Here is a 12,462-nt window from a genome sequence, read left to right as displayed (position 1 = left end):
ATGTTCAGCTACCCCCCGAGTGCGCGCTGGCCGGCCAGGTCCGTCTCGGAGTACGACGTCGCGAGATCGTCCAGGGTGGTCGCGATGGCGTCGACGAGGGCGCTGCGCTCCCGCATCGACAGGTCGAAGCGCCCGTGCGCGGAGTCGAACGCGGACTGGGCCTCCCCCGACCACGAATCCCGCAGCACGCCGGCGATCCCGACGAGCTGCTCCAGGGCGGCATCGATGTTCGCCGACGCATCGCCGATGGAGCGCGCAGCCGCGGCCAGGCGGGACGGGTTGACCTCGATCGTGGCCATCAGCGGTACCCGAGGGTGTCGTCGCCCGGGGCCGGAAACGCGGCCTGGACGTCGCGCCGGACCGCGTCGACCAGCCCGGAATCCGCGCCGAGCGTCTGCGCCAGGGACTCGACCACGGCGTCGGCCGCCGCGCGCTGAGCCGCGGCGATCGTATCGGTGATCGTCGCGCCGAGCGCGATCGCATCGTCGATGGCGCTCGACAGCCGCACCTCGGCGATCGCCCCGGTCGGCTGCGCCACCACCGTGACCCGACCATCCGACGACGTGACCGTCGCCGTGGTCTGCGTCGCCTCGGCAGACACCCGCGCCGCTTCCTCCGCGAGCACGCGCGAACGCGCGATCTGCGCATCGATCTTCGCGTTCAACGCCTCCATCGACGCGAGAACGTCATTTCCCTCCGGCATCTTCTTCCCCCTCCGTTCGGTCACAACGAGTCGAGTGACCGATTGCGCTTAGTGCTCATGCTTTCCCCCTTGCGCGGCGGTCTGTCGTCGTGACGAGCTGGTCAGCACTACGGCAAGGACGACCCCGCCGATGACGAGGATGGCGAGCACGGCCCCACCGCCGATCAGCAGCGGCGCGAGACCTGTCCCGGCAGTACCCGAGTCAGATCCCGCCTCACTCGTCGGCTGCGGAGAAGCGCTCGCGGCGAGCAGCGCGGCTTCCTCGTCCACGTTGGCCTGCTGGGGAACAGCGTTCTCATCGTCGGCGTCCCAGAGCGGGTTCACATCCGGGTACTTCGTCGGATCGACAGCCAGCATGCCGGAGAGCGATATCGCCCCGTACCCGCCGCTGTTGTTCCACTTCGGTTCGTGCTCGCCCTTCGTCCCGGTGTTGTGGATCATGCTCTGGATGAGCTGATTGGACGTCGCCTCCGGGTACTTCTGCTTCACGACCGCCAGGAAGCCCGCCGCGATCGGCGTCGCCAATGAGGTCCCTGAACGCAGTTGCTGCGCGTCCCACGAGTCCGCGGTGCCCTGCGCGATGATCTCCAGCCCCGGAGACGCCACCTTCACGTCCTCACTCAGGTTCGGCGAGGGCTCGGCGAGCACCGGATCGTACGTCGAGTACTGGATCTTGCCGTCGGGACCGAACGCCTGCACGGCGACGACACCGTTGTAGCTCGAAGGCCAGTCGCCGACCCCGCCCACATTCGGCAGCGAACCCAACACCACGACTCCGGCCGCATGAGCCTTCGCCACCGAATCCGCGGCGTCGACCAGCCCGCCCAGCGAAACCGAGATGATATCCGCACCGTCGTCCACCGCCGCCGAGATCGCCTTTGCCAGGCCGGAGGGGCGGCGCATTCCCTCATCGCTCAGATCGTCGTTGATCAGCTCGCCGTTCTCCTGCAGGCAGGTGGACTCGACGTCGTTCCCCTCCGGCGCGCTGGTGGTGATCATCGAGTTGTAATAGAGCACCGTCGCGCCCGGCGCCACGCCCTTGATGGGGGTGCCGCCGACCGCCTCTCCCGTGCCCAGGATCATCGAGGCGACGTTCGTGCCGTGATTCGCCGCGACATAGTCCGAGGAGATCGCGTCATACCGCTTTCCCGACTCGTCGAAACAGAACGACTCCTCCCGCACCTGGAGGTCAGCGCCCCGCAGACCGGGAGCATCCGGATTCACCTGGGTGTCGATCACGGCGATCGTCACTCCGGAACCGTCGAGGCCGGCGTCCTGTGCGGCCTGCACCTTGCCCCGGTTGAAATACCACAGCCCGCCCTCGGACGCATCCGATGCGGCCGCCTCACCGGAGGCCCGAGGCTCGGTACTCGGCTGGGCGACAGGGCCGTCGCAGGTGATCGATCCGGTCAACGTCGCGGGGTACCGCTCGGCATCATCAGCCGTGACATTCACATCGTCACCGGGTTCCCATCCCTCGACGAGGGATACTTCGCCGCCGGACTCTCCGATGGTGAGCACGGTATCTGAGGCGCTGAGGTGGAGTTCCGTTCCTTCGAAGAGCACCAGCCCCTCATCGCTACCCGCGCCGACCGATCCACGGCGGTCGCTGTCGAGCCGGATCGAAAAGCGTCCCTGTGGATCGTTCGAGATCGCAAGCCCGTGCGCACTGTCCGAGTCGCAGCTGATCTGGTCCGGCTTTAACGTCAGAGTCTGCTCTCCGCCGTCTGTCGCGTAGGTCACAGTGAGCACCGTCGCGCCGCTCGGGGCGCAGGCCGCAAGCCAAGCGCGGTCAACGCCGTAGCAAGGAACGCTGCCGCTGCCCGCCGCATCCCGGAAACGGCGCGCCCACGGGTCAGCTCACTGCGTCCACTCATCCCCCGTACCGCGCCTTCTCGGACCAGAGCGGCGTCATTCAGTTGTTGGGCTCGTCGCGGGATCCGGCGCGGGCGCCCTTGGCGCGGGGGCCAACTTCCTCGTCGTCCTCCAGCTTCGGCGCGATAGGACCACCGAGGCCCGAACGCTTCGCCTTCTCCTCCTCGTCCGCGCCTCCGGCGCCGCCCATCATGCCCATGCCGGGTCGGCCACCGGCACCTGCCGCGCCGGAAGACCCGGTGCCCGAGGCACCCGCCCCGCCGACGCCGCCGGCACCGGCCATACCGCCCGCACCACCGACGCCGCCGACGCCGCCGCCGACCGCGGAATTGCCGAGCAGACCGCCACCGGCCTTGAGTCCGGCACCGGCACCCGGGCCCAGGCCCGCACCGCCGAGTCCGCCCATGCTGCCGAAGCCGGCTATCTTCGAGCTCGCCGCGATCGCCGCCGCACCGGCGCCACCGCCCACGATGCCGCCGAGACCCCCGCTACCGCCGGGGAAGACGCCGCCCGGGAGGGCGCCGCCGGGAAGCGAGCCGGAGCCCGAGCCGCCGGGACCACCGGAACCGCCAGGAAGACCGCCACCGGGCCCGCCCGGAAGGAGACCACCGCCGGGAGAGTCGATCGAGGGATCATCGATACCCACATCGCCCGGACGATCGCCGGGACCCTCCGGAACCCATCCTCCATCGCCCGGCCCGGCGGGGACCGAGGGCACCGCAGGGTTCGTCGGGACCGGGGGATGATACTCGCCGACACCGCCGCCGGGAGGAGTGACACCTCCGACACCGGGTGCGGAGCCGGACGGGCCTCCGATGCCGCTCGGATACGAGATCCGTGGAGCCGTCACCCCGGGATCGGATCCGCCGGGCTGGTCATCCGTGCCGCCAGGCACGGTGACGTCCATGTTGAACGACGCCACCCGCTCTGAGGACTCAAGGAGTTCCTTGGCCGGCTCCTGGAGCGACGCCTCGACCCGCTCGACGATCTTTCGGGCCTCTTCTTCCCGCTTGTTGCCGAGGAAGTTCCCGATGGCATCGAGTGCGGTGTCGGCGGCAAGCGGCCCCAACACGGGGTGGACGACCACCGAACCGACGCGCGCAGCGTTCGCCCAGAAGGAATCGACCTGCGCGCTCGGAAGCTCTGCCGCTGCGGTCTCCCGGCGGATCGAGTTCGCCGTGTCGATGACCCGCGTGATGTGTGAAACGTGCGCTTCTACGTTGCGGAACTGCGCGCGGAGGGTGTTCAGCGACGTCTTGGCGCTCTCGGCAGCGCTCCCCTCCCAGGCGGACGATGCGAGCACAGCAGCAAGCGCACTGTCCAACGACCGCAGCGCGTTCTGAAGCGCAGGAGCCTTCGGGATGCGCCAGTCCTCAACAGCTCGGATGCGATTGAGTTCCGCTTCGTAACCGCCACCAGCCTGCTTACCGGCCATGGGCTCCCCCTTGCTCGTTGTTCCGTCGTCGTGAAGATCGTGTGAGCACCACCGCGAGAATGATGCCGCCCACAAGAAGGACAGCGACCAGGATCCCGCCCCCGACCAGCAGCGGCACCAAGGCGTCCTGCGTGGACGAAGTCTCGCCAGGCTCATCGCTGTCGGCGGTCGGCGCCGGTGTCGCCGAAGCAGCAGCGCGAACGTCGGCCGCCGACGGCCGGGCGTCCGGATCGTCTGCATCGAAGATCGGGTTGACATCCGGGTACGCCGTCGGATCGACAGCGAGCATCCCCGTCAGCGAGACCGCTCCATAACCCACGCTGTCGTTCCACTCCGGCTCGTGCTCACCCTTGGTGCCCGTGTTGCGGATGAGACTCTGCAGCAGCTGACCCGAGGTGGCATCCGGGTACTTCTGTTTCACCACGGCAAGAAAGCCCGCCGCGATCGGCGTCGCATACGACGTGCCGGTGAGGAGGACCTGCTCGTCCCAGGAGTTCTCGCTGCCCTGCCCGAGCACACCCACTCCGGGCGCCGCCACGATCACATGGTCGCTCTGGTTCGGGAAAGGCTCACCCCCTTCAATGGGCGTAGAGCTCTGGATCTTGCCGTCGGCCCCGAACGACTGCACCGCGACGACGCCGTTCCCCCCGGCAGGCTGCACGGCGAACCTGGAGTCGTTCGGGAGCGCCGCCACGACGATCACGCCTGCAGCCTCCGCCTTGGCGAGCGCTTTGGTCACGTCCGTGCCGCCGAGGGAGATCGAGATGATGTCCGCGCCATCCTCCACCGCGTCCTCGATCGCGCGTGACATCCCGTTCGTACCATCAGCCATGACCGTGCTGCCGTCCTCGAGCAGGCACTGCTCATCGGACCTCTCACCCATCGCGGTATCGAACACCCCATCAGTGACGATCGCCGGGTAGTAGAGGATCTTCGCACCAGGCGCGGCCCCGGTGACGGGAACGCCGCCCGCCGGGGCATCTCCGGTCCCCGCGATCATCGAGACGACGTGCGTCCCGTGCGATGCCGCCACATAATCGGTCGACGTCGCCGGCACCGGGTCTCCCGCGGCGTCGCGACAGTAGGAGTCCTTCACCTCGAGATCCGCGCCGCGGAGACCGACGACGTCGGGATTGATCTGACCGTCGATGACCGCGACGGTGACACCCGTCCCGTCGAAGCCCGCATCGTGCGCTGCCTGCACCTTGCCGCGATCGAACCACCACAGACCCGACTCCAGCGTCGCTGCGTGAGCGGAAGCAGGGAGGAGAAGCGCCAGCGCGACGATCGACGCGACCGCGCCGGATGCGCTGGCTGGCACACCGCGTCGCATCAGTAGTCGGCCTCCGGATTCGTTTCTCCATCGCTCTGCGCGACGGCAGAGTCGAGAAGCGACAGGATTAGCTTCGATTCATCAGCGATGGCTGCATCCTGCTCCGCGATCATCATCACGGCCTGGCGGATGGTCTCCTGCGTCGCATTCAACGAATCGACGGCGTTCTGGGTCGCCATGCCCAGGCGCTCGGCCGCGACGGCCACCGCGGTGCGCAGCTCATCCGTCGCCTTCGACGTGCCACCCTCGGACACGGCGACTTCGTTCGCGGCAGGAAAAGCCGCTGCTTCACGGGCCAGCCGCTTGAGCTCAGCCATGATCTGATCGAAGTCGATTCCGATGGTCATCGACGCCCCCTCTTCTTTCCTCCGGCGATCCCGTCACGCCTGCTGTACCGTCCGGTGGCTCACCGAAAAGCACAGCAGACGGCGCGGGCCCGACGCATCTCTGCGCCAGACCCGTGCCCCGGGTTCACGCGCCGAAGCGCCCCGCAGCCGACTTGTCGGTCTGCACGTACTGACCCGAGATCTCCTCGGTCTTCCCGGCGATCTGCGTGAGCAGCTGCTGCATCTCGCTCAGCGAGCGGTTCCACTTGGCCTGCGCCTGGTCGTAGGCCTGCTGCGCGGCACCATCCCACGCCGCACGAAGCTTGCTGACCTCGGACTCGAGGCGGTCCAGCTCGGAACGAATACCCTGCGACCCGCTGCGGATCTGCGCCGCGAGAGCGTTGACCTGCTCCGGGCGAACGGACATCGACTGCATCATGTTCTCCTTGAAATCTCTGCGGACTGCGCTCAGGCGCCCATCATCGAGCCGAGGCCCGCGATGGTCTGCTGGTGGGATTCTTCGGTCGCGGCCTGGTCGCGCTCGGTGCCGGCGAGGGCATCCTCGAGCGTCACGAGGACCTCGTTGAGCTGACGAGCCTGCTCGTCCCACCGCGACATCAGCGTGGTGAACGATGCGGCGGCCGCACCCGTCCAGAACCCGCGCAGCTGCTCGATCTCACCGCGGACCTTCTTGGTCTGCTGATCGATCCCGGACTTCGTCTCCCGCACGGCCTGGGCTCCGCGACGCAGAGCCCCCTCTTCTGCGGAGATGACATCAGCCATTACTCACTCCCTCCGGTCCCCATGAGGACACACGCGGGGGAGCGCCTTCCCGATACGGGACGACTTCGGAACAACCCCCGACAATCTGTTTCCGCACATAGGCTAAAGCAGGTCGGTGCCCATTTCCAACGGCCTGGACAGATCCGTATCGAAATTTCTACGTTCGATCGATGAATGGCCTGAAGCATCGGCACGCCACTTCCGCTGATGCCCGGCGCCCTACCGGTCTTGCGCGCCTCGGTGCTCGTTGTTCCGTCGTCGTGAAGATCGCGCGAGCACGACCGCGAGAATGATGCCGCCCACAAGAAGGACAGCGACCAGGACCCCGCCCCCGATCAGCAGCGGCACCAATGCGCCCTGCGTGGACGAGGCCTCGCCAGGCTCGTCGCTGTCGGCGGTCGGCGCCGGCCGCGCAGCAGCAGCAGCGGCAGCAGCGCGGACGTCGGCCGCCGACGGCCGGGCGTCCGGATCGTCTGCATCGAAGATCGGGTTGACATCCGGGTACGCCGTCGGATCGACAGCGAGCATCCCCGTCAGCGAGACCGCTCCATAACCCACGCTGTCGTTCCACTCCGGCTCGTGCTCACCCTTGGTGCCCGTGTTGCGGATGAGACTCTGCAGCAGCTGACCCGAGGTGGCATCCGGGTACTTCTGTTTCACCACGGCAAGAAAGCCCGCCGCGATCGGCGTCGCATACGACGTGCCGGTGAGGAGGACCTGCTCGTCCCAGGAGTTCTCGCTGCCCTGCCCGAGCACACCCATCCCCGGCGCAGCGACGATCACGTCGTCGCTCTGATTCGGCGAAGGCTCGCCCACGCCCTCGATGGTGGTGGAGCTCTGGATCTTCCCATCGGCACCGAACGACTGCACTGCGACGACGCCGTTGCCCGACGCAGGCTGCGAGGCCACCCCGGAGTTGTTCGGAAGAGCCGCCACCACGATCACGCCGGCGGCCTCCGCCTTGGCGAGGGCGTCGGTCAGATCGAAGCCCCCGAGGGAGATGGAGATGATGTCGGCGCCATCCTCTACCGCATCCTCGATCGCACGCGACACCCCGGTCGTCCCATCAGCCATGACCGTGCTGCCGTCTTCGAGCAGACACTGCTCGTCGAACTTCTCCCCCATCGCGGTGTCGAACACCCCATCGGTGACGATCGCCGGGTAGTAGAGGATCTTCGCACCAGGCGCGGCCCCGGTGACGGGAACGCCGCCTGCCGGGGCATCTCCGGTCCCCGCGATCATCGAGACGACGTGCGTCCCGTGCGATGCCGCCACATAATCGGTCGACGTTGCCGGCACCGGGTCTCCCGCGGCGTCGCGACAGTAGGAGTCCTTCACCTCGAGATCCGCGCCGCGGAGACCGACGATGTCGGGATTGATCTGACCGTCGATGACCGCGACGGTGACACCCGTCCCGTCGAAGCCCGCATCGTGCGCTGCCTGCACCTTGCCGCGATCGAACCACCACAGACCTGACTCCAGCGTCGCTGCGTGAGCTGCCGCGGGCGCGACCAATGCCATCACCGTTCCCAGCGTTCCCATCCACACGAGCAGCCGCCGCACGCCGCGGACACGTCCAACCTGCATGATCCCCTCCGTTACCCTCCGCCGCGCGAGACCGTCGCCCCTGCCCGCGCGTGCGCAACAGATAGTATCTGGCCTGTCAACTAGAGTGAGTCCGGGCCGGACCCCCGCAATGCCTGCGGCGGGAGAGCATCACACACGTGGGGGGACACCACCGATATGAGCCAGAGCGGCACCGTGGCAGGAACCGTGCTGCGGATCTCCGTGGTCAGCGACGACCGCAGGCTCGACGTGGGGGTGCCGTCGCAGGTCCCCCTGGTCGAGATCATCCCCGGCTTCGCCCGCAGTCTCGGCGTGCTGGACCCGACCCTCACGCACGGCGGATACGCGCTGCAGCGGGCGGACGGCACGCCCCTCGACCCCGCTCGTGGCGCCGCGGCCCAGGGCGTGCACGACGGCGAGCTGCTGACCCTGGTGCGCGGCGGACTCATGCGCGAGCCGCGCATCTACGACGACGTCGTGGAAGCCGTGATCGACGCGACCGCGGAGCAGCACAACTCCTGGACCCCCGCGGACAGCTCCCGCACCGCCCTCTTCGTCAGCCTCACCTTCCTCGCCCTCTGCGCCGTGCTCCTCGTCGCGACGCCGCCGACGTCTCTGCTCCCGGCGATCATCGCGGGATCGGGCGCGGTCGTGCTCAGCGTGGCCGCCGCCGTGCTGATGCGGCTGCGGCAGCCCGAGGCCGGTCATGCGCTCGGACTCACCGCCGCAGCGTACGGCGGGCTCGCGGGCTACCTCGCGGTCCCCGCGCAGAGCATCTGGGGCTGGCCGCTCGCGGCTCTCGGGCTCGGACTCGTCGTCGTCGGGGGCCTCAGCCTGGCCGTCACCCAGGACAAGCCCGAGATCCACCTCGTGCCCATCGCCCTCGGCGCCTCGATCGGGATCACGGCCACGGCGGCCGCGGTCTTCGGCGACCCGCTCGCCTCCTACGCGCTGATGCTCGCGACCACGGCGCTGCTCGCGAACGGCATCCCCTGGCTGGCTCTGAGCTCCACCCGCATCCGGGTGATCTCGCCGCAGAGCGACGCGGACATGTTCTCCGCGCCGCAGCCCATCGACGCCGAGGAGGTGAAGCGTCGCGCCGCCGCCGGCACCCGCACGCTCATCGCGCTCCGTGCCGCGCTCGGCCTCGCCGCCCTCATCGCGACCCCGCTCGTCGCCGCCAGCGGCGTCACGGGCGCTGTGCTGTGCGTGCTCGCCTTCGTCGGCATGATGTTCCAGTCGCGGCAGATGCACGCCCGCCTCGGGGTGCTCGTGCTGATGGCGATCGGGGCGATCGGCCTCGCCGCGACCGGTGTGACCGTCGCGCTCGCCCTCCCCGACGTGCGCACCTGGATGCTGCTCATCCTCGTGGTCGCCACCGTGGTGCTCATCGGACTCACGCTGCTCACGCCAAAGGCCCGCCTCCGCCTCACGCGGCTCGGCGACACGGTCGAGGTCGTCGCGCTCGCCCTCCTGCTCCCGCTCGGGGTCATCACGGCGGGGCTCGTCTGACCGATGGCGACCAAGAAGGACCTGATCGAGGCCCAGGGCTTCAGCCGACGACGTCTCCTCTCCGCCTTCACCGGCGGCGCCCCCGGCGGCAAGGAGCTCGAACCGGCCAAGCCGCTGCGCGCCGTCATCGCGGGCATCGCCCTCACCGTCGGCGTGATCCTCGTCGGCGTGTTCTGGGGCATCATGCAGCCGGGCCTCCCCGGCGACTGGCAGAACAACCGCCTCATCGTCGCCACCGACACGGGCGCCCGTTACGTCTCGGTCGAGGGGACGCTGTACCCCGTCATCAACACCGCGAGCGCCCGCCTGCTCATCCCCGCCGGCGAGTTCAAGGTCGTGCGCACGGATCAGGCAGCCCTCGACGGCATCCCGGTCGGCGGTTCGATCGGCATCCTCGGCGCCCCTGACGACCTGCCCACCCCGAGCGCCCTCATCAACACGGCATGGACCGCGTGCATCGACGACTCCGCCGGGACCGCCGTCTCGCTGTCAGGGGCGCCGATCGCGGAGCCGTCGGCGGGTACCGGCGCCGTGGTGCAGCGCGGTGACGAGCTCTTCGTGATCGCCGACGGCCTCCGCTACGCCGTCCCCGCCGACGACGCCAACGCGGTGCTGCGCGCGGTCGGCCTCGGCACCAGCGACGTCATCGAGGTCGACGGACGCTGGCTCAACCTCTTCGAGAGCGGCGCCGACCTCGAGCCGATCCGTCTGAACGCCGTCGGCGCCCGGGTGCCGGGGACCGACCTGACGGCGGGCACGATCGTGCACGTGCAGGGCAGCCCCGCGGACGAGCGCTACGTGGCGCTCGCGACCGGGGAGCTCGCGCGCCTCAGCCCGCTCGCGTACCAGCTCTACCTGCTCGGCAGCGCGCAGGAGGCCGGCGCGGATGAGGAAGAGGTGTCTCCGGCGGAGGTGGCCGACGTTCCCACCGTTCCGAACGCCGGTGGCGACGACTGGCCCACGCTTCCGCTGACGCCGCTCGCCTCCGGCGAGACCCCGTGCGCGGTCCTGGGCGACGACGCCCGCACCGTCCTCGGGTCCACGAGCACCGAGCTGCCGGAGGACCGCGACCGTGTCGCCGTCACCGTCGGCGGTGGGGCCCTCGTGCAGACGAGCGGCCCGTCGGACGAGGCGGTGGGCATGGCCGTGCTCGTCGACGAGTCCGGTACCGCGTACGCCATCCCGGGCGCCGTGCCGGACGAGTCGGCGGAAGACGCCGCCAGCGGACCGCTCGCCCAGCTCGGTTACACCCCCGGCGACGTCGGGCGGGTGCCGAGCGCGTGGATCGACTTCTTCGCCGCCGGGCCGGCGCTGACCACAGAGGCCGCGAGAGAGTCGCCCGGCTCCGAGGACGAGTGATGCGCCGCCGCGCCGCTCTCGCCACCCTCGTGGTGGGTGCTGCCGTATGGGGGACGCCGGCCGCCGCGGTGGCCGCGCCGACCGCCCCCACGACGATCGTGTCGATGGCGACCGGCGCCTGCGAGCCCGGCACCGTGGTGTTCGCTCCCGAGGCGCCGTCGGCACTCGCGGCCCTCGGGGCGGAGGATGCGAACCGTCTCGCCACCGGGAAGGGCGTGGTCGTGGCGGTCGTCGACTCCGGGATCGACGCCGGCAACCCGCACCTCGCCGGCGTCGTCGTCGGGGGCGTGAACCTCGTCGGCGACGGCGAACGCGGCGACGGCCTGAGCGATCTGACCGGGCACGGCACCGCCATCGCCGGGCAGATCGCGGCGCAGCCCGTCTCCGGCTCCGGCGTGGTGGGGCTCGCCCCCGATGCGCGCCTGCTGTCGGTGCGCGCGTTCCGCAGCGACTCGCCGCAGGACATCGACAAGGGGTGGGGACCGAGCGCCCAGCGCCTCGCCGACGGCATCAACTGGGCGGCGGACAACGGCGCGGACATCATCAACGTCTCGTCGTCGCAGGAGACGGACTCGCCTGCGCTGCGCGCGGCGGTGGAGCACGCGGCCGCCGTCGGAGCGCTCGTCGTCGCCAGCGGCGGCAACAGGATCTCCGACCCCGAGGCGGAGGACGGAGCCCGGTATCCCGCCGCCTACGAACAGGCGCTCGGCGTCAGCGCGGCCGACGCGACGGGGCTCGCGACCGACAGCTCGATCCACGGTCCGCAGGTCGGGGTCACGGCCCCCGGCGCGAACGTGCTCACCGCGGCGACGGGCGGCGGGGACTGCCTGTTCGCCTCCGATGCCCCGGCATCGAGCTACGCGACGGGCTATGTGAGCGCGGCGGCGGCTCTGGTCGCCCAGGCGCACCCGGACGATCCCCCGGCGGGGTGGGCGTATCGGCTGACGGCCACGGCGCTCCGTGCGGATGCCGACAACCGCGATGACGTGAACGGCTGGGGCTTCATCCGGCCCTCCGCCGCTATTCAGCTCCTCCCCGACCCCACCACCCGCGGACCCGTCAGCCCCTTCTTCGACACGGCCGAGAGCGCCGTGCGGCCCCCGGCGGTGAGCGTCGAGCCCGACCACGGCGTGCCGCCGTTCGTCCTCACCCGCGAGGTGGCGTTGATCGCCGCGATCGCCGGCGCGAGCCTGCTCGGAGTCCTCGGCATCCTCATCGTCCTCCGGCGACGCCGGGAGACCCCCGCCGACGCGGCGGTCGAGGTCGAGCGACAGGGCGGCCTCCTCGACCGCCCCGAGCCCGAGGCGTGAGAACCGGAGACAGAAGATGACCCCCATGGCTTCGCCGTGGCCGCCATACGATCGTTCGGCCTCGCTCGACGCGGCGGGCAGACGGAGCGGAGCGCAGCCACCGATCGGCTCCTCGCTCTCGCCGGTCTGCTCGTCGTCTTCGCCATGGTGTTCTCGGCGCTGACCGCCGCGGGTGCCGGATCATCGCCCGGAGGCTGCCGCCTGCCGCGCCCGGACGACGGCGCCCACGAGGGCCGCACCGGTGACCATGACATCTCCCG

Annotated in this window: 12 protein-coding genes; 3 read left to right on the top strand and 9 right to left on the bottom strand. The window is 70.0% G+C overall.

What is annotated here, in order from left to right; genetic code table 11:
* Positions 1–8: 8 nt before the first annotated feature.
* The 9 genes from BLU02_RS12355 to BLU02_RS12315 all read right to left on the bottom strand — a co-directional run bounded on the left by BLU02_RS12355 (position 9) and on the right by BLU02_RS12315 (position 8,042).
* Entirely contained in the window at positions 9–299 is a 291-nt protein-coding gene (locus tag BLU02_RS12355) for a WXG100 family type VII secretion target (RefSeq protein ID WP_060923472.1), read from the bottom strand.
* A complete protein-coding gene (locus BLU02_RS12350) occupies positions 299–703 on the bottom strand; it encodes a YbaB/EbfC family nucleoid-associated protein (RefSeq protein ID WP_060923473.1) in 405 nt (134 codons plus the stop codon). The genes BLU02_RS12355 and BLU02_RS12350 overlap by 1 nt, the downstream gene beginning before the upstream one ends.
* A 48-nt stretch (positions 704–751) precedes the next feature.
* Positions 752–2,446 carry a S8 family peptidase gene (locus BLU02_RS12345; RefSeq protein ID WP_231919568.1) on the bottom strand — a complete coding sequence of 565 codons (1,695 nt, stop codon included), beginning with the start codon at positions 2,444–2,446 and terminating at the stop codon, positions 752–754.
* 172 nt (positions 2,447–2,618) lie between these two features.
* Positions 2,619–4,013, bottom strand: coding sequence for a hypothetical protein (locus BLU02_RS12340; RefSeq protein WP_157547054.1), 1,395 nt, complete (start codon positions 4,011–4,013; stop codon positions 2,619–2,621).
* Positions 4,003–5,334 (bottom strand): S8 family peptidase, encoded by a 1,332-nt coding sequence (locus BLU02_RS12335; RefSeq protein WP_231919567.1) that lies wholly within the window; start codon positions 5,332–5,334, stop codon positions 4,003–4,005. The genes BLU02_RS12340 and BLU02_RS12335 overlap by 11 nt, the downstream gene beginning before the upstream one ends.
* A gap of 11 nt (positions 5,335–5,345) precedes the next feature.
* Complete coding sequence (locus tag BLU02_RS12330; protein WP_060923659.1) at positions 5,346–5,693, bottom strand: hypothetical protein; 348 nt, start codon at positions 5,691–5,693, stop codon at positions 5,346–5,348.
* A 124-nt stretch (positions 5,694–5,817) separates the two neighbouring features.
* Complete coding sequence (locus tag BLU02_RS12325) at positions 5,818–6,099, bottom strand: WXG100 family type VII secretion target (protein WP_081811619.1); 282 nt, start codon at positions 6,097–6,099, stop codon at positions 5,818–5,820.
* A 41-nt stretch (positions 6,100–6,140) separates the two neighbouring features.
* Positions 6,141–6,455, bottom strand: coding sequence for a WXG100 family type VII secretion target (locus tag BLU02_RS12320; RefSeq protein WP_025104644.1), 315 nt, complete (start codon positions 6,453–6,455; stop codon positions 6,141–6,143).
* A 219-nt stretch (positions 6,456–6,674) separates the two neighbouring features.
* Entirely contained in the window at positions 6,675–8,042 is a 1,368-nt protein-coding gene (locus BLU02_RS12315) for a S8 family peptidase (RefSeq protein WP_231919566.1), read from the bottom strand.
* Positions 8,043–8,198: 156 nt separating this feature from the next.
* Between BLU02_RS12315 and eccD the strand changes: the two genes are divergently transcribed.
* The 3 genes from eccD to BLU02_RS12300 are packed head-to-tail and all read left to right on the top strand — an operon-like array spanning position 8,199 to position 12,202.
* On the top strand, positions 8,199–9,533 hold the full coding sequence (gene eccD / locus BLU02_RS12310) for a type VII secretion integral membrane protein EccD (protein ID WP_060923226.1): 1,335 nt from the start codon (positions 8,199–8,201) through the stop codon (positions 9,531–9,533).
* A 3-nt stretch (positions 9,534–9,536) separates the two neighbouring features.
* A complete protein-coding gene (eccB, locus tag BLU02_RS12305; protein ID WP_060923225.1) occupies positions 9,537–10,892 on the top strand; it encodes a type VII secretion protein EccB in 1,356 nt (451 codons plus the stop codon).
* Positions 10,892–12,202 (top strand): S8 family serine peptidase, encoded by a 1,311-nt coding sequence (locus tag BLU02_RS12300; protein ID WP_060923224.1) that lies wholly within the window; start codon positions 10,892–10,894, stop codon positions 12,200–12,202. The genes eccB and BLU02_RS12300 overlap by 1 nt, the downstream gene beginning before the upstream one ends.
* Positions 12,203–12,462 lie beyond the last annotated feature (260 nt).

This window comes from Microbacterium paraoxydans, assembly GCF_900105335.1.
In the GTDB taxonomy this organism is placed as follows: Bacteria; Actinomycetota; Actinomycetes; order Actinomycetales; family Microbacteriaceae; genus Microbacterium; species Microbacterium paraoxydans.
This window is presented reverse-complemented; position numbering and strand designations above follow the sequence as displayed.

Coding starts and splice junctions, on each gene's coding strand:
- BLU02_RS12355 (WP_060923472.1), bottom strand. CDS start 299: ATGGCCACGATCGAGGTCAACCCGTCCCGCCTGGCCGCGGCTGCGCGC.
- BLU02_RS12350 (WP_060923473.1), bottom strand. CDS start 703: ATGCCGGAGGGAAATGACGTTCTCGCGTCGATGGAGGCGTTGAACGCG.
- BLU02_RS12340 (WP_157547054.1), bottom strand. CDS start 4,013: ATGGCCGGTAAGCAGGCTGGTGGCGGTTACGAAGCGGAACTCAATCGC.
- BLU02_RS12330 (WP_060923659.1), bottom strand. CDS start 5,693: ATGACCATCGGAATCGACTTCGATCAGATCATGGCTGAGCTCAAGCGG.
- BLU02_RS12325 (WP_081811619.1), bottom strand. CDS start 6,099: ATGTCCGTTCGCCCGGAGCAGGTCAACGCTCTCGCGGCGCAGATCCGC.
- BLU02_RS12320 (WP_025104644.1), bottom strand. CDS start 6,455: ATGGCTGATGTCATCTCCGCAGAAGAGGGGGCTCTGCGTCGCGGAGCC.
- BLU02_RS12315 (WP_231919566.1), bottom strand. CDS start 8,042: ATGCAGGTTGGACGTGTCCGCGGCGTGCGGCGGCTGCTCGTGTGGATG.
- eccD (WP_060923226.1), top strand. CDS start 8,199: ATGAGCCAGAGCGGCACCGTGGCAGGAACCGTGCTGCGGATCTCCGTG.
- eccB (WP_060923225.1), top strand. CDS start 9,537: ATGGCGACCAAGAAGGACCTGATCGAGGCCCAGGGCTTCAGCCGACGA.
- BLU02_RS12300 (WP_060923224.1), top strand. CDS start 10,892: ATGCGCCGCCGCGCCGCTCTCGCCACCCTCGTGGTGGGTGCTGCCGTA.